Below are 19,544 nucleotides of genomic sequence, written 5' to 3'. Positions count from 1 at the left end.
TGCCACTCTTGTCTTGACGCCTGAAACCGGCGCGACCAATGTCGCGCCAAATTTGTTTATTGGAGGGTATGGCCATGGTGGACGCTGCGATCAAGCTTCATGACGCCGACGAAGCGATCAAAAAGGCTGGTGAAGCCTTCGACTGGTCGGATCCGCTCGATCTCGAATCGCTGCTGACGGAGGAGGAGCGGCTGGTCCGTGACACCGCCCGCGACTACGCGCAGGACCGGCTGATGCCGCGCGTTCTCAAGGCTTATCGCGAGGAGGATTTCGATCGCGCGATCATGTCGGAGATGGGCGAGCTCGGCCTGCTCGGCGCCACGATTCCCGAAGCCTATGGCGGTGCGGGCCTTGGCCATGTCGCCTATGGCTTGGTTGCCCGCGAGGTCGAGCGGGTTGATTCGGGCTATCGCTCGGCGATGTCGGTGCAGTCCTCGCTGGTGATGCACCCGATCTATGCCTATGGCAGCGAGGAGCAGCGCAAGAAGTACCTGCCCAAGCTTGCCAGTGGCGAACTCGTCGGCTGCTTCGGCCTCACCGAGCCCGATGCCGGCTCCGATCCGGGCTCGATGAAGACCCGCGCGGTCAAGGTCGCCGGTGGCTACCAGCTCAACGGCACCAAGATGTGGATCACCAATTCGCCGATCGCCGACATCGCGGTAGTCTGGGCCAAGCTGGACGACGTCATCCGCGGCTTTATCGTCGAGCGCGGTACCAAGGGCTTCTCCACGCCCAAGATCGAGGGCAAGCTCTCGCTGCGCGCCTCGATCACCGGCGAGATCGTGCTCGATGGCGCGGTGGTGCCGGAAGAAAACCTCCTGCCCAACGCCAAGGGCCTGTCCGGGCCGTTCGGCTGTCTCAACAAGGCGCGTTACGGCATCGCCTGGGGCGCCATGGGCGCGGCCGAGTTCTGCTGGCACCGCGCCCGCCAATACACGCTCGACCGCAAGCAGTTCGGCCGGCCCCTGGCGGCGACGCAGCTCGTGCAGAAAAAGCTCGCCGACATGCAGACCGAGATCGCGCTCGGCCTGCTCGGCGCGCTGCAGCTCGGCCGCCTGCTCGACGCCCATACCGCGGCGCCGCCGGCGATCAGCCTGATGAAGCGCAACAATTGCGGCAAGGCGCTCGACATCGCCCGCGTCGCCCGCGACATGCATGGCGGCAACGGGATCGCCGACGAGTTCCATGTGCTGCGCGTGGCCCAGAATCTGGAGACGGTGAACACCTATGAGGGCACGCATGACGTGCACGCCCTCATCCTCGGCCGCGCCCAGACCGGTATTCAAGCATTCTTCTGAGGGTGGCCGTTCGGCGTTCTTAAATATCTGATTTATAAAGAAAAGAGCGCAATCCTTGTCATGCCCGGGCTCGACCCGGGCATCCAGCGCAACGGCGCCTGCTGGATTGCCGGTTCAAGCCCGGCAATGACAAAGGTTGAGCCAGTTCGCCTGTTGATCAGCTACCCCTATGGTGTCGATCGAAAGGCCGCACCCCGGTTTCCTGCGAAACATCTTCCAATTTAATGACGCTTGGCCTCGAGGCTGGGCCGCGCTCTTATGCGCGCAACCAAAATCAGCTTCCGAGGAAATGTCATGCGCCTGTGGCTCAAGGATCCGCTCGCCATTCTTGCCGAGGGCGCCGAGCGTGGCGTCGTCGTCGAAGGCAGCCGCATCGTCGAGCTGGTGCCGGCGGGGGGCGAACCCACCGCTCCCGTCGACAAGGTGTTCGAGGCTTCCCGGCATGTCGTGCTGCCTGGCCTGGTCAATACCCACCACCATTTCTACCAGACGCTCACCCGCGCCCATCCCGATGCCTGCGACCAGCCGCTGTTTCCCTGGCTGAAGACCCTCTATCCGATCTGGTCGCGCCTCGATCCAGACAGTTTTCGCCTCTCCGTGCGCCTGGCACTGGTCGAGCTCCTGATGTCCGGCTGCACCACGGCGGCCGACCATCATTATGTCTTCCCCAAGGGGCTGGAAAACGCCGTCGACATCGAGGTCGAGGAGGCCCGCAAGCTCGGCATCCGCATGACGGTGTCGCGCGGCTCGATGAACCTGTCGCAGAAGGATGGCGGCCTGCCGCCTGATTCGGTGGTGCAGGACGAGGACACCATCCTGGCCGATTGCGAACGGGTGGCGAGTGCCTATCACGACACCAGACCGGGCGCGATGACGCGCATCGCCTTCTCGCCCTGCTCGCCCTTTTCGGTGACCAAGAGCCTGATGCGCAAGACGGCCGATCTGGCCGAACGTTTCGACTGCCGCCTGCATACCCATCTGGCCGAAACCCATGACGAGGATGATTTCTGCCTCGCCACCTACAAGTGCCGGCCGATCGAGCTCCTGGACGAAGTGGGCTGGATGAGCCCGCGCACCTGGCTCGCCCACGGCATCCATTTCAGCGCCGACGACTGCACCACGCTGGGACGCCATGGCGTCGGCGTCTGCCATTGCCCGACCTCGAACGCCGTGCTCGCCTCCGGCTTCTGCCATACCGGCCTGCTTGAAAAGGCTGGCGCGCCCGTCGGTCTCGGCGTCGACGGCTCGGCCTCCAACGATTCCTCCAACCTGATGGAAGGCGTGCGCCACGCCTTGATGATCAACCGCCTCTCTCATGGCGCGGAGGCGGTCTCCTGGCGCGATTGTCTGCGCTGGGCCAGCGAAGGCTCGGCCCGTTGCTTGGGCCGCGACGACATCGGTGCGATCCGAGCCGGCCTGGAGGCAGACCTCGCGCTCTATACGCTCGATGAACTGCGTTTTTCCGGCGCCCACCACCCCATCGCGGCTTTGGTCCATTGCGGTGCCCATCGCGCCGACCGCGTGATGGTGGCGGGCCAGTGGCGCGTCGAGGATGGCCTGCCCGTCGGTGTCGATCTCGGCGCGCTGCGGGAAGCCCATGGCAGGGTGGCGGCGAAGTTTTTGTAGGTCTCCGGGAAACGCTGCGGCTGGAAACGCGGACGTCTCGTCCGCCTCTTCCTATCCCGCAACCACCGCGTTTCCAGAATGCGGACGGGACGTCCGCGGTCCCAGCCGCAGCGCTTCTTGCCTCGACCTGGGCATGGCGTTCTGCTATCCGCAGGCCATGCCCAATCTCCATGCCCCTCTTCGCCTCCGCCCCGACCCGAACGGCACGCCCGTCGAGTATCGGTGGATCCCCTTCGACCGGGCGGACGCCCGCTGGCACGAGCCGTTGGTCGACATGGCGACCGAGGGGCTGCTTACCGAGGCCTGGTATGCCCGCACCGATGGCGGCAACGCACCCTATTTCATGCCGATCGCCGGCGCGGTGAAGACGGTGGCGGCCCGTACCAGCGTGGCGCGTCTGGTACGCGAGGCCGATGCAGCCGTCTCCGGCCTCGGGCTGCGGCTCAAGGTTGTTGATGCCTACAGGCCGATCGAGACCCAGGCCGGCCTGTGGACCTTCTTCGAGCAGGAAGTCGCGGCCGAGCGGCCCGAGCTTTCCGCCGCCGAGCAGGAGGTCATCGTGCGCACCTTCGTCTCCGATCCGCGCCGCTTCAACCGCGAGGACGAGACCACCTGGCCGATCCATTCCACGGGGGGCTCCGTCGACGTCGTGCTGGTGGATGCGGCCAGTGGCGCCATGCTCGATCACGGCGCGGCCTTCGACGAGGGCCACGAGCGCTCCTACACCGATCACTATGAGCGCCTGTTACAGCGCGGCGAGATCGCTCCCGACGATGCGCGCCTCACCAACCGCCGCATTCTGGTCAATGCGATGGTTAACGTGGGCTTTACCAACTACGCGTACGAATTCTGGCACTTCGACTACGGAACGCAGGCCCATATCCTGACCTTGCAGGATGAAGGCGTGGCCGGCGCTCCCAAAGCCGCGTGGTATGGCACCACGGACCTGCCGGAAGGACTATGCTGATCCAATCGACTTTCTCCGCCAAGGGCGCATCCCATGCCATCGTCTCGCTGGGCAAGCCGCTCGAGGCCGGAACCTCGCATGTCATCTGGGCACACGGCTGGGGCCAGGATCATCGGGCCTTCCAGGCCCTGGCCGGCTCTCTGGAACGGACGGGTCATCATACGCTGATCGACTTTCCCGGCTTCGGCAAGAGCCCGGTACCGCCTGAAACAGGCCATGGCGGTATCTGGGATACGGCCGATTACGCCGATGCCGTCGCCGAATGGCTTGAAACCCTGCCGCGTGGCAAACGCATCTGGGTGGGACACTCCTTCGGCGGGCGTGTCGGCCTCCGCCTGGCGGCTCGTCATCCGAATATTCTCGACGGCATGGTGCTGGTCGGCTCGCATGGCCTCAGGCCCATCCGCAGCCTGATGACCCGGCTGAAGATCTTCCTGCGCGTGCGGGCCTTCAAGGCCCTCAAGCTCCTCGAAAAGCTCGGCGTCGACGTGTCGGCCCGCAAGGCCAAGTTCGGCTCGGCCGATTACCGCAGTGCCGGTGCCATGCGCCCGATCTTCGTCAAGGTGATCGGCGAGGACCAAAGCCAGGATATCAAGGCCATCCGCATTCCCGTCCGCATCATCTGCGGCGCCCTCGACGACCAGGCCCCGCCGGAGATGAGCGAACGCATGGGCCAGCTCATCCCGGGCGCCAGCGTCAGCATCCTGCCTGGCCTCGATCATTACACCGTTCTGTCCGATGGCGGCCCCCAGATCGCCCATACGGTTGCGAAGCTCTTGGAGGCTTGATGCTGGAAACACTGGCCCCCGTGCTGAATTCGGCTCATCTCGCCGCGGCTTTGGTCCTCATTGGCTTCATCCCCTTCGCCTGGAAGCGTTTCCTGACCTATCTGCATATCTTCCAGCAGGAGGAATATGACGGCCGGCGCTTCCTGCACTGGCTCTTCTACAACGTGGTTGTCGATACCAAGGCGAGCCTTGCCATCGTCCTCCTGTCGGTGATGGCTAAGCTCTATCCCTCGCCGGTGCTGGTGCTCGCTCTGTTCATCGCGGTGATTTTGCTGGTGGTAGCGCGGCGGGAGCGCGACCCGCGCCAGACGGGCAAGAAGAAGCTGGCGATGACGCAGCGCGCCACCCGCATCCTGCGCGTCGCCTTCGCCCTCGTCCTGGTGATCGGCCTCATCGGGGTTGGCTTTGGCGTGGCGCCGGTCTGGATCGTGCTCCTGATCCAGCTGATCCCCTTCACCCTGGTCGCGGCGGTGATGATCCTGCAGCCCGGCGAGAACCGCATCCAGCAGGGCTTCTGGAACGAAGCGCATGACAAGCTCAAGCGCCTGTCGCCGGTGATCGTCGGCGTCACCGGCTCCTACGGCAAGACCTCGACCAAGCACATCCTCGGCCATCTGCTCGAAAGCGCCGGCTCGGCGCTGATCACGCCCGGCTCGGTCAACACGCCGATGGGCATTGCCCGCATCGTGCGCGAACGCCTGGAGCCTTATCACCGCCATTTCGTGGTGGAGATGGGCGCCTATGGGCCGGGCTCGATCGAACGCCTCTGCCGTCTCGCCCCGCCCGACATCGCGGTGGTGACGGCTGTTGGTGCGGCCCATTACGAACGCTTCAAGTCGCTCGATACCGTGGCCAAGACCAAGTTCGAACTGCCGGCAGCGGCGATCGCGCGCAATGGCAAGGCGATCATCAACGACGCCGTGCTGGCCTTCAAGGATGCCCGCGACTTCACCGATGCGCATCGCGCCTCGATGGTGCTGGTCGGCAATGGCGGTAACAGTGAGGCCCGCATCAACAGCGTCACTCAGGAAAAGGACGGGCTCAAGGTTTCCCTGACCTATCTCGGCAAGGACTACCAGCTCTCCGCCCCGCTCTACGGCCTGCATCACGGCAGCAACATGGCGATTGCCTTCGTCACGGCGCTGGCCATGGACATCGACGCCGAGACGGCCGAAATCGCCATGCGCTCGACGCCGCAGATCAGCCATCGCCTCGAGGTGAAACGCCAGGCCGACGGCATCGTCATCGTTGACGATGCCTATAATTCCAATCCGGCGGGCTTCGCCTCGGCCCTGGAGATCCTGCCCTTGCTGGTCTCGGGCGAGGGCCGGCGCATTCTGGTGACGCCGGGCATGGTCGAACTCGGCGCTGCCCATGCCGAAGAGCACCGCAAGATCGGTACAAAGGCCGGCGAGACAGTCGACATCCTGCTCGCCGTGGCACCCGATCGCATTCGCGACCTCATCGATGCCTACAAGGCGGCCAGGCCCGACGGCCAGGTGGTGGAGTGCGCCAGCTTTGCCGCCGCGCAGACCTGGATGGGCACCAATCTCAAGGCCGGAGACGTCGTGCTGCTCGAAAACGACCTGCCCGATCTCTATGAGCGCCAGTTGCGGCTGTGACATCCTCTCGCAGAGATACGATCTGGAACAGAAGCGCCTTCATCGCCGCCAATACGCGCCCGCTGCCGGTGCCGCATGCCCCGGAAATCAGCCTCTATCTCGCTGACGAGGTCACGCCTCTCTGGCTGAAGACCGAGGAAGAACTGGGGGCGATGGGGTTGCCGCCGCCCTTCTGGGCCTTCGCCTGGGCGGGTGGCCAGGCCCTGGCGCGCTATATCCTCGACCATCCCGACCACGTGGCCGGCCACCGCGTGCTCGACTTCGCCTCGGGCTCGGGCCTGGTGGCTATCGCGGCGATGAAGGCCGGAGCGGCGCAGGCTCTTGCCGCGGACATCGACGAATTCGCTGTCGAGGCCATCCGGCTCAACGCCGATCTCAACGGCGTGGCGGTCGAACCCTGCGGCGAGAATGTGCTCGGCCGCTTCGATCGGCCCGTCGACGTCGTCCTGGCGGGTGACATCTTCTACGACCGCGAGATCTCGGCCGAAGTCCTGGCCTGGCTCAAGGGCTGGCGCGAACGCGGCGCCACCATCCTGGTGGGCGATCCCGGCCGGACCTATCTGCCCAGGGACGAACTCAGCCTGCTGGCAACCTATCAGGTGCCGGTTTCGCGCGATCTCGAGGATCTCGAGATCAAGAAGACCAGCGTCTGGACGCTGAAGGCATAGCGCTACCGGCGATTATGGCAGCTTTGCCTGGGCGGCCTGCATGGGCGCGTTGTTCTGCGGCATGGCTTTCAGGAAGGCCAGGACTTCCGTGGTTCCCTTGACCGCAAAGCTGCTGTTCTCGATCGGCGATAGGGGCGTGACCGCGTTCGTCCAGTTCTTGATCGCCTCCAGGTGACGGGGGCGTATCTGCTCGCCGCTATTGGCCACGGACGGGTAGTCCCTGATATAGCGGGGATCCCGAGGAACCGCATTGCATTTGAAACCGTCGGGGCGCAAGCCATTGGCGTCGCATTCATCCGCATACTCGTCCCGCAGGGCGATCATGTGCGCGAATTCGTGGATGGCAGGTCGTTGCTTGTAGGAATGGCCTTCCTTTTGCCGGGTAACGGGCGAGAGGTCGTTGCTGTAAAGCGTCGTCCGGCCGATGGTGTTGTCATGGGCATGCTCGACATTGCTGGTATAGAACCGGCCCTTGGGAACCTTGACCACATCGATCAGCCAGTGATCGCCCGGAGCCGGGTTGGAGAGGCTCGAACGGAAATGGAATTCGAGCCCGACGATGCGGCCGCTCGGCGTCGTGGTCAGGGATTTGGTATTGTATTTCTTCTGGATTTCGGCCTGCCATCGCGTGGCAAAGGCAATCGCCTCCTGCTTGTCCGACCAGCCTTCCTTGCCTTCGGAAGAGAAGCGGAAGCATAGCTTCATCAAGGCGATTGTGCGCGGGCCGCCCAACGTTTCGACGAAATAGATATCGTAGAGTCCTCCCGCGACACCGATGGCCCACATTGGGGCATAGGGGACGAGGCTGGGCGGAATGGCGGTCTTGGAAATGGCTTTGATCTGGTCGGCGAGAATCTGGGACGTCACCGTCGGCATGCTGCTCTTTCCATTCGGCCATGGTCAGGTCCGCCAGGATACGACGCCGGGATGGCACTGCGATATTCTCTCCGATGCCCCGGGTCATCGCCCCCTGCCGGAATGAACGCGCCGGAGAAGCCTGGCGGTGCCGCTACGGCCCGGGCACGCCGACCCGGACGAGGGCAGAGAAGTCGGGGCTTTCGCCGGCAGCCTTGGCGCGCGTATCGATTTGACCGCGCTGGCGTAACTCGGTGAGCGGCACCTGATGGCTCAGCGCGCCGATGTCGTAGAGGTAGTCGGGCAGATAGCCACTGACGAGCACGCGCCAGTCCACCGGCAAATCGGGATCGAGTTTCTGGGCGAGGTGGAACGGCACCGTGGTGCAGTTGGTGGTCGCCGTGTTGTAGAAGCGCGGCCTGGCCGCAAGATCGTTGGCCTCCGAGAGCAGATAGAGGAACAGTTCCTTGGCCTGGGGCGGGCTGGTGCGCAGCCGGAAGAGCTGGACGTCCTCGCCCCTGACATTGGAACGCACGCGGATGACATCGCGCTCGCCGGCCGCGATGACTACGAGTTCGTCCTGCTTGAAGAAGCCGGAGACCGCCGAGTAGACCTCGCCCTGTTTGCGCCTGACCTCCACCGAGAAGACGAGGTGGCGCCCGTCGGAAAAGCCGAAGCTGAGCATGGTGTGGGCGATGGCGGGGCCTGCCCAATAGGAGGCGAACAGGTCGACGCCGGTAATGGTGTCGAGGTCGTAGCTGCGGCTCTCCCAGCGCTCGGTGAAGTCGCTATCGGAGCGCCAGTCGAAATCGCGCACATCGCTGAGCCGGGCGGTGGAGCCCTCCACGGCAGCGGTGAACTGGCGGGCCACGTCGGGCGCCCAACCGCCCCTGCCGGTCGGCTGGATGGTAGACCACCAGATCAGCAGGGCGGCAAGGGCGGCGACGAAGGGCAAGGTCAGCCGCCAGCGCGCGGCGATCACGGCGGCCAGGGCAAGGAACGCAAGGACGATCCATAGAGCGGGGAGGGCGTAGCGGCCAAACTCCCCGAGTGGCAGGCGATACCATAGCGCCAACGTGCCCCAGAGTGCGGCGAGCATGGCCGCCAGCACCAGCAGGAGCCGGCCGGCGATGCTGAGCAGCCTGGCGATCATCGATGATATCTCATCCCAGCTTCAACTGCCCCCGCGCGATCTCGAACAGCATCACGCCGGTGGCCACGGCCAGGTTGAGGGAATCGGCCTGGCCGCGCATCGGGATCTTGACGAGGTGGCTGCAGACCGCGGCAAGATCGTCGGGCAGGCCCTGCTGCTCATTGCCCATCAGCAGGAGGCAGGGCTGGCCGGCATAGTCGACCTCGCGATAATCATGCGTGCCGGACAGATGCGTGCCGACCACGAGGCCGTCGAAACCCTTGCGCCAGGCGAGGAAGGCCTGCGGCGTCGCGCTCGCGAGGCGGACATTGAAGATCGAGCCCATGGTGGCCCTGACGGCCTCGATGCCGAAGGGGTCGGTGGTGTCGCCGATCAATATGATGCCCTCGGCGCCGACCGCATCGGCGGTGCGGATGATGGTGCCGAGATTGCCGGGATCGCGCACGCGGTCGAGTCCGATCCAGATCCGGTCGCGCGCGATCTTGACGCTGTCGATCTTCTCCAGGCGCTGCTCAAATACGCCGATCACCGTCTGCGGGTTGTCGCGGCGCGACAGCTTCTCCAGGATCTCGCCGGTGACCTCCAGCACCTCTCCGCCGGCCTGCCGGGTGGCGCGCACGGCGCGGGCCAGCATCGGCTTGTCCTCGCCGGACCTGTGTACCAGGATGCGGATCGGCCAGCCGGCCTCGATGGCGTCGGCCACCAGCTTCAGCCCTTCGGCGATGAACAGGCCGGCCTCCTGGCGGACCTTGCGCATATCGAGAGCGCGGATGTCCTTGATCAGGGGGTTGGTCAGGCTGGTCACCACGCGCGAGACCGGTGCGGCGGTCGCTGCGGGGCGCGGGCGTTGAAAGCGGGACTTCATGCCAGCGTCCTTTCGAGGGGGACCGTCATCCCCTTCCCTCGGCCTGCGGCCTCGCCGGGGATGACAGTCCGCCGCTGGTTGGTAGAAGCTTTCGGCCTCATGCGGCACTCCAGCGCGAATAGAGCGAGGTCGAAAGCAGGCGCCCCGAGCCTTCCTCCGACACCACGAGCTCGCCGGAAGTGATGTCGCCGCCGAGCTCGCCGAACACCTCGCGGGTGAGTTCGTGCACCGCCACGAAGGAGGCGCGGATGGCGTAGGCGGTGACGATCACGAAGGCCGGCTTGTCGGTGAGCACGGCCCGGCAGAGGTCGAGCATCTTGGGCAGGTCGCGGAAGAGGTCCCAGACCTCGCCGCCGGGGCCGCGGCCATATTTGGGCGGGTCGAGCAGCACGATGTCATATTGGGAACCGCGGCGCTGCTCGCGCGCGGTGAATTTCATGGCGTCGTCGACGATCCAGCGGATCGGGGCATCGGCGAGGCCGGCCAAGGCCTGGTTCTCGCGCGCGAAGCCGATCGACTTCTTGGAGGCGTCGACATGGGTGACCTGCGCGCCATGCTTGGCCGCGAGCAGGGAGGCGACGCCGGTATAGCCGAACAAATTGAGCACCCGGGCAGGCCGCTTCAGCGCCTGAAGAGCCTCGATCATGTAATCCCAATGCGGGGCCTGCTCGGGGAAGAACCCGAGATGGCGGAAAGGCGTGAAGCGGCCGTGGAAGGCGACTCCGCGATAGGAGACGGGGAAGTTTTCCACTGGCTTGCCGGCGAACTTCCAGCGTCCGTCCGAGCCTTCGTCCTCGGCATTCATGCCCAGGAAGACGGCATCGGCCTTGTCCCAGGCCTCGGGCTTATGGCGCAGGCCCATGGCCTGCGGCTCGGGACGGTCGACGAGGAGCTTGCCGAAGCGTTCGAGCTTGCGGCCTTCGCCGCAATCGACCAGGCGATAATCGGCGAAGCCGGGCGTCACCAGCAATTGCGGCAGGGTTTGGGTGGCGGAATTTCGTGGGTCGGGCATGCGCGGACCAAACAGGAGTTTGTCGCGCGCGGCAAGTCCGTTGTTGCCGGTTTGTGGTGCCTAAAGCGTCTTTGCGATTTGGTGGAATCACCAAGGATTGCAAAGACGCGTCGGAACAGGGAGCTAGAGCAAATAAGCGTTCATGCTTGAACGCGCTTTGCTCTAGACCGCTGCCACGATGACATGCGCCTGAATTTTGGCGGCAACCTCGCCATGGCCATGCCTGCCGGCAATCGCTGATGCAGCGTGATCGGTTGCAGCGTCCAGTTTGCCAGTTTCTCGAGCCTCGATTTCGGTGCGGAGCAGGGTTCCCTGGCAATAGGCAACGGCGGGAAGGCGCGGCGAGGATGCACGGCTTTGTTTGGCTCTCGTCTCGATCAGCACGCGGGAAAAGCCTGCGCCCTCCAGCTCGCTTCGGATCAGTCCGGTATCGTGATAGCCGTGCGGCGTGCGCGCCAGAAAGCGCGGCGGATCGTCCGGGAAAATCTCCGCCAGCGCCTTCGTCACCTCATCGGCAAAGATGTTCTCCTCGATCCGGTCCCAGACGTTGAACAGGAAATGTCCTCCGGGTTTGAGGACACGCCGAGCCTGGCGGTAGGCGGCCGGCCGGTCGGGGAAGAACATCGCGCCGAATTGGCAACAAACGAGATCGAAGGCCGCATCGTCGAACGGCAGCGCCAGAGCATCGGCCTGGCGCCAGGTGATGCGACTGTCGGGCGTTTGCCGCGAGGCGGCGTAGTCGAGCATCGGCTGGTTGAGGTCGGTGACGACATAGCTGGCGTCGGGAGGCAGTTTCGGCGCCAGCATGCGGGTGACCACCCCGGTGCCCGCGGCGATTTCCAGGACTGAAATGGGCGACAGGGAGGCGGCCCGTCTGGCCAGGTCGGTGGCGAACGGCTCGAAAATCAACGGCACCATGTAGCGGTCGTAGTTTTCCGGAATCGAGCCGGTGAACAGCTTGTCCGTTTCCAACATGGCCATCACCCGCCAGCGGTTCGCTAGCTCGCCAGCTTAGCATGAATGGCTTGCTCTTGCGCGGTTTCGACCGAGCGGCATTGCGCGCGCTGGACCACCCCATCCGCCTCGCGTTCGCCGCCGCGGAGGGCATCCAGCGAGTGCAGCATCTTGCGCTTGAGTGGCGGCGTGACGTTGACGAGGCGCATGGCGGTGCGCTGGCAGGCCAGCAAGGCACGTCCGATCACCGGCTTGTGGATTGCCGTGCGCCCGTCCATCTGCTGGCGCGATCGTTCGACTGCTTCATTGCTGTATTGCCGCATCTGGGCCTCATAGGCTCCGATCGCCTCCACCAGCCCCGCGCTTCCTTCCTGCACCACCTTGAGATGGCGGGTCAGCAAGGCGGCATCGCGCAGCGCCGTATTGGCACCGACACCACGCCCGGGCGTCATGGTGTGGATGGCATCGCCCAGCAAGGTGACATTGGACGGCGCCCAAGGTTCGACCGGCACGGAAGTGCGGATGACTACCGGAAACACCGAATTCGGGTCGGAGGCAGCCAGCAGCCGGCGCCAGTTCGGATGCCATTTGGCCGTGAGGCTCTGGCTCAGCGCCAGCAGGGTTTCCCCATTCATCGTGCGCAGATCCTGGGGAAACTTGTCGGCGGCCGCCCAGATGCCCCAGCTGATATAGTCGCGGCTGTTGTCGAAGCGCAGGCCGGGCCATTGGGCGATCAGATCGGCATCCGTCGTGCCGATGCCTTGCTTGGGGGCACCTGCCTTGTCCCAGGGAAACTCCATGACATGGAGGATGCCACCAAAACCCCTGGGAGCCATGATGAGCGTCACGCCGCGATGGATCTTCGGGGTGAGCAGCGCCAGGGTCTCGGGTGTGGCCGGCACCTTTCCGCCAATCGAGCGGATCAGCGTGTCGTCCATCTCGGCCTGTGGCAGATATTGCCTGCGGATGCGCGAGTTGGAGCCGTCGGCTGCAACCAGCACGTCGGCCACCGCGCTCGAACCATCTTCGAAGAAAGCCTCGACCTGGCCGTCGGTCCGCTGCTCGTAACGGGAAAACACCTTGTCGAAATGGGTGACGTCCTCCAGCCCCGTCAGCAGGACCTGGCGCAGCGTCATGCGGCTGACGGAGCGTTCGCCATGGCGTGGATCCCTCGGCGGGCTGGGCTTCAGGCTCAACAATTCCCCATAGTGCTCGCTGAGCATGTTGAACCAGTGCGGGGAGATGGCGCAGGTCGCCAGAAAGGTCTCGTACAGCGCCGGCGGCAGATTGGCGTCGAGCGCGCGGCAGCCATGGGGATCGATGCCGACCCGGAAGCCCTGCAGCCCGTCCTTGCGGGTGCGGTCGCGCTCGAACACGTTCACCGTGATGCCGGCCCGTCTGAGCCCATGGGCAAGGCACAGGCCGCCGGTGCCGGCGCCGATGACGATCACGCTCAGATTTTGCTTTTCGGGGGCATTGGACATGGTTCCTCCTCTCCCGCGCACGGTGTTTCCCGGCGGGTGGCTGACGATGGATGAAGGGCGTGCGACATCCGCCTCGAACGAGGCCGGTCGCGGTCTTCCTTGGGATTGCGGGTGGAGCGCGGCGGCGCGGACTTATCCGGTGCGGGGCGGCTGTTCACCCTCGAACTGGGCGGCGATTGTCTTGAGTTCCTCGATCGACCAGGCGAGCCGGCCCGAGCGAAGATCGGCGATGACACCTTCGATCCAGTTTCGCTCCGCGCTCACGATGGCCAGCATGTACTGACTCTCCAGCAGCACCACGCGCGGCAACACGGTGAGATAATTCTCCAGCTCCGCGGCGAGCCCGAATTCGCGCTTGCGCAAGGCCGTCAATCTCGTTTCGAGCAGCGGCATGACTTCCTCCGGCGAAAGCAGCGGGAGGAAGGACATGGCGACGGGAAATTCCGGAAACTCGTTGTGAGGTTCCGCCAGCATCGTGCGCAGCCAATCGACGGCAACTGTCCGTCCAAGCGGGGTTGCCTCATAGACGGTCCGTTCCGGCCGTCCCTCGCTCTTCTCGACGCTGCCCGGGGCGATCAGGCCCTCGCGTTCGAGCCGTTCGATGGTCTGATAGAGTGAGCCGCGCTGGCGGATGTTGATGACCTCCTCCTTGCCGCGCGATTTCAGCAATTGCTGCATGCGGTAGGGATGCATGGGTGCCTCGATCAGCAGCGCGAGCACGGCGAGGGCAAGTGGGGAGCGTTTGAAATTTGCCATAGTCATATTATTACTAGATTAGACACAACTAGTCAAATTATGACTATATGAATGTTTCAAGCGCCTCACCCTGAAACGCACAACGCCCCGGCCTTGGGGACCGGGGCGTCAGGCGAAAGGGCGGACCGGGTACTGAAGGGCGATCAGTTCGCCGGCAGGCTGACCGAAACGGGAATGGTCTTGACCGTCACTGTCTTGGTGGCGGGCGACTTCACGATCGCGGGCTTCACACTCACAGGCTTGACGACGAGCGGCTTGGCCGGGACGGCAGGCTTGGGTGCGGAAATGGGCTTGGCCGCGGTGGGCTTCGGCGTTGCAGGCTTGGCCGCTTTCGGCGGCGCAACGGGCACCGAGCCGGTCCGGTCCACCGGGACGGGCTGGGCGCTGGCGTCCTTGGCGACGAGCTGATCGGCCGGCGTGTCGAAATTGTAGACGTCCGGACGGAACTGCACGCTGCCGTCGGGGCCGCCCCAGCCGGTCAGGTAGACCCAGGCCACGGGAATCGGCTTGGCTGGCTTGATGGTCTTGGGCTCGCCGGAATCGATCTGGTCCTGGATCGCCTGGCCGCTCCAGTCCGAGCCTTCCATGATCCAGGCGGCGAGGTCCTGCGCACCGGCGACGCGGATGCAACCCGAAGACTGGAAGCGCACATCGTTGCGGAAGAGTTCGCGATGGGACGTGTCATGCATGTAGACGGCATCGGAGTTGGGCATGTCGATACGCAGGAAGCCGAGCGAGTTCCACACGCCGGGATCCTGCTTGGCGAGGAAATCGGAGGCGCGCGCCTTGCTCCAGTCCACGGTGGTGGGGTCGATCTCCTGGCGGCCGCGATAGAGCTTGAGATGGTTGGCCTTCAGATAGCCCGGATCCTTCTGAAGCTTGGGCATGATGTCGGCCTTGAAGATCGACTGCGGCGCATTCCAATAAGGCAGGATGTTGACGGCGATGACTCTGGTCTGCAGGGTCGGCGAGGCGCGATCGGGACGGCCGACCACGGTGGTGTAGGTGCGTGCCACCACGCCATTGTCGACCGCCTCCAGGGCGGCGGCGGGGATGTTGGAGACGATGTAGCGCTCGCCGAACTTGAATTTCAAGGCGGCCAGGCGGTTGGCGGAGGCATCGAGTTCGCGCAGCCGCTGCTCTACCGGTACGTTGAGCGCCAGCATGGTGAGGCGGCCGACCGAGCCGGTCTCGCTCAGGCCGTGCCGGGCCTGGAAGCGCTTGAGCGCATCCTGCGTGGCCTGGTCGAACTCGCTGCTGGGAGGCAGGGAGGGATCGAGGTCGCGGGTGGCGGTGAGCCGGTCGCGCAGCGCCTTGGCGAATTTGCCCTTGGCGCCGATTTTCATGCCTGCGGCAGTTGGCGGTAGAGCCTGCCAGCCACCATTGTCGGCGATCTCCTCATAGGCGGAGATGGCCCGCAAGGTCAGCTCGTAGGTACGCGGGGAGTAGTTGGGTTCCTCGTTGGCGAAAGCCGGGATGGTGAAGGCGACGACGAGGGCGGAGGTCAGGGCACCCAGGCGCCGAATGGCGACCAGGCGGCGCAGGGGCGCGCCGGACCATCCCGCTCGTGAAGAAGCACGGCGGGACGAAGTCTCCCGGTTCTGAAACGAATAGGAAAGCCAGGAGGAGGTCATGAAATCACTCAAACGCAACTGGGACACTTACAGGTCCCCAGACTATCGCGAGGATAGTGAATCTTTCCTTACGGGACCTCCCATGGCCATTAACGATAATCGTCATTGCAAGCTCTGCCAATCCGCAGGGTTGGCATGGCGAAGCAATCCAGTTTTTCCTGCGCCATAAGCTTGGATTGCTTCGCTGCGCTCGCAATGACGAGAGGTCCATCAATCGGAGCGTCGAGCCGGTGGCATGATGCCGGTCCTCGCCCCGTCAGGGGCAGGCCTGGCGCAGGCGGGCCATCGCCTTGGTCACGCCGTCGAGCGAAAAGACATAACGGGTCTTGTTGCCCCGGCCCGAGACCGCGTCCACGGTCATGGTGCGCTCCTGCTTCAGTGCGGCCAGGAATTCGGTCTCCCGCGTGCCCGTTCGGCGCAGCCAGGCGCCATTGCCGGACGAAATCATGTGGAAGGGCTGTGCTCCCACGCTGACCAGGATGTCGGCATTACCGGCAAGGGCATAGCCGGTCTGCAGGCTGGCCTCGCTGCGAGCCTCGGTCTGCCTGGCGGCGCGAATGAAGAAGGAGACATCGCCGTGATTGAGCGAAGCGGGTTCTTTGCTGACCGGACTCGAATAGATGAAACAATGGTTCCCAGAGTTGTCAGTATAGGTCCAAGTGCTCCATTTGCCGAATACACCCAAAGATTTTGGTGATGCCGCAAGTACACCCGTGGTCGAAAGAACGAAAATGACCAGTGCGAAAATCGATAGTTGAGTCATGTTTGCATGAATTCCTCGTCTCTTGCCCCCGCACGACAATGTTTGGGCGCAAGCGTTAACGAGAAGCTAAGGTATCATTACAATTGCATTACTTTTGAGCGGCGCCGTTCATGCTGGCTTGGGTCATGGTGACGAGATCGGGGAAGAAGGCGTCGAAATCGTCGAGAAATCCTTGTTGCTGCTGTTCCAGGATGGCCTGGAGTCCGACGAATTCCACCGGTCGGCGCAGGCGCTTGCCGAGTTCGGTCATGGCGGTGCTGACACCTGCCATGGTCTCGTAGTCGCCGAGCCACTGGGTGAGGGAGTCGATGCGCCTGTAGGCCCTGTCCGGCAGATCCTCGCGCAGGGCGGGCAGGGAGGCCCGCACCTCGGCCAGGAACACCGGCAAAGGCTGCCCGTGATAAAGCTCCCAGCGCTGGATCAGGCAATGATCATAGACGACATCCACGATCACGCCGGAAAAGCGCCGAAAGGTGGGCCAGAGGCGTTGCCGGCTATGCTGCGTAAGGGGATGGGCATCGGTGAAGGCGTCGATGCGCCGGTGCAGCTCGATGCCCTCGCGATAGCGGCCCTCGAACAGTTCGAGTTGCGGCAGCCGCAGCAGGTCGGGCAGGAGGTTGCCGATCCGGAACGCCGCATCAGGCGGTGAAAGCAGGAGATGGGCGAGATAGTTCATGCGGATCCGGCGGGACGAAACAGGAGCCCGTTTCCGCAAGATATGAGGGCCGGCGCGCTGGGACGCAAGACGCGCCGGCCCTCGGGCAGAGTCCGACCCCTCTGCTTGGGAGAGAAGCCGAGGGGACGATCCCTGCCGATGCTTTGACCTGCCGGGCGGAAGGTCGTGCGGGCGGCTTCTGGATAGCCGGGTCAAGCCCGGCTATGACAATTCGAAGTTTTTTATCTTTCAGTGAGCCGCATGGCCGCCTGGGGCTTATTTGCGATACCCAGGCGTCAGCAACACCTTGATCGAGTCGGTCGAGTTGGCGAGCTTGAGCGCCTCGTCCCAGTCGGCCAGGTCATATTGGTGGGTGACGATGCCCTTCGAAGTCACCAGCCCGCGCGTCAAGAGGTCGATGGCGATCGGATAGCAATAGGGTCCAAGATGGGCGCCGCGGATGTCGAGTTCCTTGCGGTCGCCGATGATCGACCAATCCGCGGAGGTTTCCTTGCCGAAGACGGAGAATTCGACGAAGCGCCCGAGCTTTCGGATGATCTGCAGGCCCTGGGTCACGCCGCTGGGATGGCCTGTCGTCTCGATATAGACGTCGCAGCCATAGCCGTCGGTAAGGGAACGCACGACTTCGTCGACATCATCAGTCTTGGGATTGATGGTGACATCGGCTCCGAAGCCCCTGGCGAGTTCCAGACGGTCTTCCATCAGGTCGACGACCACCAGCTTCCTCGGTGTCTTCAGCCGGGCAACCTGTGTCATCAGCAGGCCGAGCGGGCCGGCGCCGGCGATCACCACCACGTCGGCAAGCTGGATGTCGCCGCGCTGCACCGTATGGATGGCGCAGGACAGGGGCTCGATCACCGCGGCATCGGCCAGCGGCATCTCCGCCGGGATCTTGTGCACGCGGGCCGTCGTCGGGAACTTCATATATTCGCTCATGCCGCCATCGGCGACCTCGCGCTGGAAGCCGAAGATGTTGTGCACCTCGCACATCCAGTAGCTGCCCGAGCGGCAATACCGGCAGCGATCGCAGGGCACGATCTGCTCGGCGATCACCATGTCGCCGGCCTTCACGCCGAAATGCTCGGCCGCGCCCGACCCCAATTCCTCGACATAACCGAAGAATTCATGGCCGGGGATGACGGGCGGCTTCACATAGGGGTTCTTGCCGCCCCAGAACATGGCTGCGCCCGACCAGCATTTGCAGTCGCTGGCGCAGATGCCGCAGGCGCCGATCTTCACGACCAGCTCGTTCTGGCCCGCCACCGGCCGCCCGACGTCCTCGACGCGATAGTCCTCGGGGCCGTGGCAGACGATGGCCGTCATTCTCGAATTACTGGCAGGCATGGCGTTCCTCTGTGCTGGGAATCGATCGTGTTTTTGATTGGTTCGGCGGCGGCGTCAGGCCGCGAAATTCGAGGTCCGGTTCTCGTTAAACAAAGCGCGGAAGCGGCTCGGTGACATGCCCTTCTGCAAGGCGAAGTGCCGGTTGAAATTCGACAGATTGTTGAAGCCGATGCGAAAGCAGATGTCCGTGACCGGGCTCTTCTCGCTCATCAGGAGCTGGCAGGCCAGGTTGATGCGCATGCGGTTGACGTAGTGCACGAAAGTCATGCCGGTGTGGCGCCTGAAGGCGCGCGAGAAGCCGCCGGGGGTCATGCCGGCAATGGCGGCGATGGCGCCCTCGCTCATATTGCCCTCGAGATGTTCGCCGACATAGGCGAGCGCCCGGTTCATGCCGCCCGACATATAGGCCGAGGGATCGGGCAGATAGCTCGCGCTGGTGAGATTCTTGCGGCCTCTGTCGGCAGTGAGCAGGCCGAGGAGCTGCACGAACAAAGCGATACGCTCGGCGCCCTGGGCGTTGAGGAGTGCGGTCATGATCCTGCGGGCGGTTTCTCCTGTCTCGGGCCGGAACAGGAGACCGCGCCGGCTCTCGTCGAGCAGGGCGGCGACCGGTTCGAGCTCGGGGAACACGCCGATGCAGGATTCGATGAAGGTCTGGGTGAATTGCAGCACGATGCAGCGGCGCGGGATGGTGGTGCCCTCGGCCACGTCACTGATCCAGTTGTGCGGCAGGTTGGGGCCCGTCATCACCAGATTGCCGGGCATGAAGTCGCCGATGAAGTCACCGACGAAACAATGCCCGGTCGTGTCGGTGATCAGGTGAATTTCGTATTCGGGATGAAAATGCCAGCGGACCGTGCGGAAGGGATAGCCATGCGCCCAGACGATGAAGGATTCGCCGCTATGAATCTGAACCAGTTCAAGCTGTGGCTCCATCGCCCTTGCCTCCCATGTCTCAGGCTGCCGGACATTGTCATTTTCTTGTCAAGGAGTGTCCTGCCCTGAAAACCCTACTGCAAGGCAGCGGCGTCAGCTACCAGCCATCGACGTGGACACCGATACTTTTTTGATCGATAGGG

Annotated in this window: 18 protein-coding genes; 6 read left to right on the top strand and 12 right to left on the bottom strand. The window is 64.1% G+C overall.

All coding sequences use genetic code 11. The features are described 5' to 3' along the window. Nucleotides 1-74: 74 nt before the first annotated feature. From ACR9ZN_RS19895 to ACR9ZN_RS19870, 6 genes are all read left to right on the top strand, one after another. Entirely contained in the window at nucleotides 75-1,298 is a 1,224-nt protein-coding gene (locus tag ACR9ZN_RS19895) for an acyl-CoA dehydrogenase (RefSeq protein WP_481272996.1), read from the top strand. A 294-nt stretch (nucleotides 1,299-1,592) separates the two neighbouring features. Next, nucleotides 1,593-2,924 (top strand): 8-oxoguanine deaminase, encoded by a 1,332-nt coding sequence (locus tag ACR9ZN_RS19890; protein ID WP_481272995.1) that lies wholly within the window; start codon nucleotides 1,593-1,595, stop codon nucleotides 2,922-2,924. Nucleotides 2,925-3,057: 133 nt separating this feature from the next. Beyond that, nucleotides 3,058-3,891, top strand: a complete 834-nt coding sequence (locus ACR9ZN_RS19885; protein ID WP_481272994.1) for a M15 family metallopeptidase — start codon at nucleotides 3,058-3,060, stop codon at nucleotides 3,889-3,891. Beyond that, nucleotides 3,885-4,679 (top strand): alpha/beta fold hydrolase, encoded by a 795-nt coding sequence (locus tag ACR9ZN_RS19880; protein WP_481272993.1) that lies wholly within the window; start codon nucleotides 3,885-3,887, stop codon nucleotides 4,677-4,679. The genes ACR9ZN_RS19885 and ACR9ZN_RS19880 overlap by 7 nt, the downstream gene beginning before the upstream one ends. Next, nucleotides 4,679-6,301 (top strand): Mur ligase family protein, encoded by a 1,623-nt coding sequence (locus ACR9ZN_RS19875; protein WP_481272992.1) that lies wholly within the window; start codon nucleotides 4,679-4,681, stop codon nucleotides 6,299-6,301. Before ACR9ZN_RS19880 ends, ACR9ZN_RS19875 begins: the two co-directional genes overlap by 1 nt. After that, nucleotides 6,298-6,969, top strand: coding sequence for a class I SAM-dependent methyltransferase (locus ACR9ZN_RS19870; protein ID WP_454816032.1), 672 nt, complete (start codon nucleotides 6,298-6,300; stop codon nucleotides 6,967-6,969). The genes ACR9ZN_RS19875 and ACR9ZN_RS19870 overlap by 4 nt, the downstream gene beginning before the upstream one ends. A 12-nt stretch (nucleotides 6,970-6,981) precedes the next feature. On the opposite strand, the gene ACR9ZN_RS19865 is transcribed toward ACR9ZN_RS19870, so the two are convergent. From ACR9ZN_RS19865 to ACR9ZN_RS19810, 12 genes are all read right to left on the bottom strand, one after another. After that, a complete protein-coding gene (locus ACR9ZN_RS19865; protein WP_481272991.1) occupies nucleotides 6,982-7,845 on the bottom strand; it encodes a hypothetical protein in 864 nt (287 codons plus the stop codon). A gap of 133 nt (nucleotides 7,846-7,978) precedes the next feature. Next, nucleotides 7,979-8,977, bottom strand: coding sequence for an Lnb N-terminal periplasmic domain-containing protein (locus ACR9ZN_RS19860; RefSeq protein ID WP_481272990.1), 999 nt, complete (start codon nucleotides 8,975-8,977; stop codon nucleotides 7,979-7,981). Between the two features lie 10 nt (nucleotides 8,978-8,987). Next, nucleotides 8,988-9,842, bottom strand: coding sequence for a TrmH family RNA methyltransferase (locus ACR9ZN_RS19855; RefSeq protein WP_481272989.1), 855 nt, complete (start codon nucleotides 9,840-9,842; stop codon nucleotides 8,988-8,990). A 97-nt stretch (nucleotides 9,843-9,939) separates the two neighbouring features. Further along, the gene (locus tag ACR9ZN_RS19850) at nucleotides 9,940-10,854 is read right to left on the bottom strand and encodes a class I SAM-dependent methyltransferase (protein WP_434958175.1); all 915 of its coding nucleotides are present in this window, start codon (nucleotides 10,852-10,854) and stop codon (nucleotides 9,940-9,942) included. A 162-nt stretch (nucleotides 10,855-11,016) separates the two neighbouring features. Continuing rightward, a complete protein-coding gene (locus ACR9ZN_RS19845; RefSeq protein ID WP_481272988.1) occupies nucleotides 11,017-11,829 on the bottom strand; it encodes a class I SAM-dependent methyltransferase in 813 nt (270 codons plus the stop codon). A gap of 23 nt (nucleotides 11,830-11,852) precedes the next feature. After that, complete coding sequence (locus ACR9ZN_RS19840; RefSeq protein WP_481272987.1) at nucleotides 11,853-13,292, bottom strand: FAD-dependent oxidoreductase; 1,440 nt, start codon at nucleotides 13,290-13,292, stop codon at nucleotides 11,853-11,855. Nucleotides 13,293-13,424: 132 nt separating this feature from the next. Next, nucleotides 13,425-14,048, bottom strand: a complete 624-nt coding sequence (locus ACR9ZN_RS19835; protein ID WP_481272986.1) for a PadR family transcriptional regulator — start codon at nucleotides 14,046-14,048, stop codon at nucleotides 13,425-13,427. Nucleotides 14,049-14,191: 143 nt separating this feature from the next. Continuing rightward, a complete protein-coding gene (locus ACR9ZN_RS19830; RefSeq protein WP_481272985.1) occupies nucleotides 14,192-15,682 on the bottom strand; it encodes a L,D-transpeptidase family protein in 1,491 nt (496 codons plus the stop codon). 256 nt (nucleotides 15,683-15,938) lie between these two features. Further along, nucleotides 15,939-16,445, bottom strand: coding sequence for an invasion associated locus B family protein (locus ACR9ZN_RS19825; protein WP_481272984.1), 507 nt, complete (start codon nucleotides 16,443-16,445; stop codon nucleotides 15,939-15,941). A gap of 88 nt (nucleotides 16,446-16,533) precedes the next feature. Then, entirely contained in the window at nucleotides 16,534-17,121 is a 588-nt protein-coding gene (locus tag ACR9ZN_RS19820) for an acyl carrier protein phosphodiesterase (RefSeq protein ID WP_434958169.1), read from the bottom strand. Nucleotides 17,122-17,376: 255 nt separating this feature from the next. Then, nucleotides 17,377-18,465: an alcohol dehydrogenase catalytic domain-containing protein gene (locus ACR9ZN_RS19815; RefSeq protein ID WP_481272983.1), complete on the bottom strand. Its 1,089-nt coding sequence runs from the start codon at nucleotides 18,463-18,465 to the stop codon at nucleotides 17,377-17,379. Between the two features lie 54 nt (nucleotides 18,466-18,519). Further along, complete coding sequence (locus ACR9ZN_RS19810) at nucleotides 18,520-19,401, bottom strand: AraC family transcriptional regulator (protein WP_481272982.1); 882 nt, start codon at nucleotides 19,399-19,401, stop codon at nucleotides 18,520-18,522. Between the last annotated feature and the right edge of the window lie 143 nt (nucleotides 19,402-19,544).

It is taken from the genome of Labrys sp. HAY1-8F, from assembly GCF_056754975.1.
The sequence above is the reverse complement of the archived record's forward strand: the minus strand, read 5'-3'. Positions and strand labels throughout refer to the sequence as shown.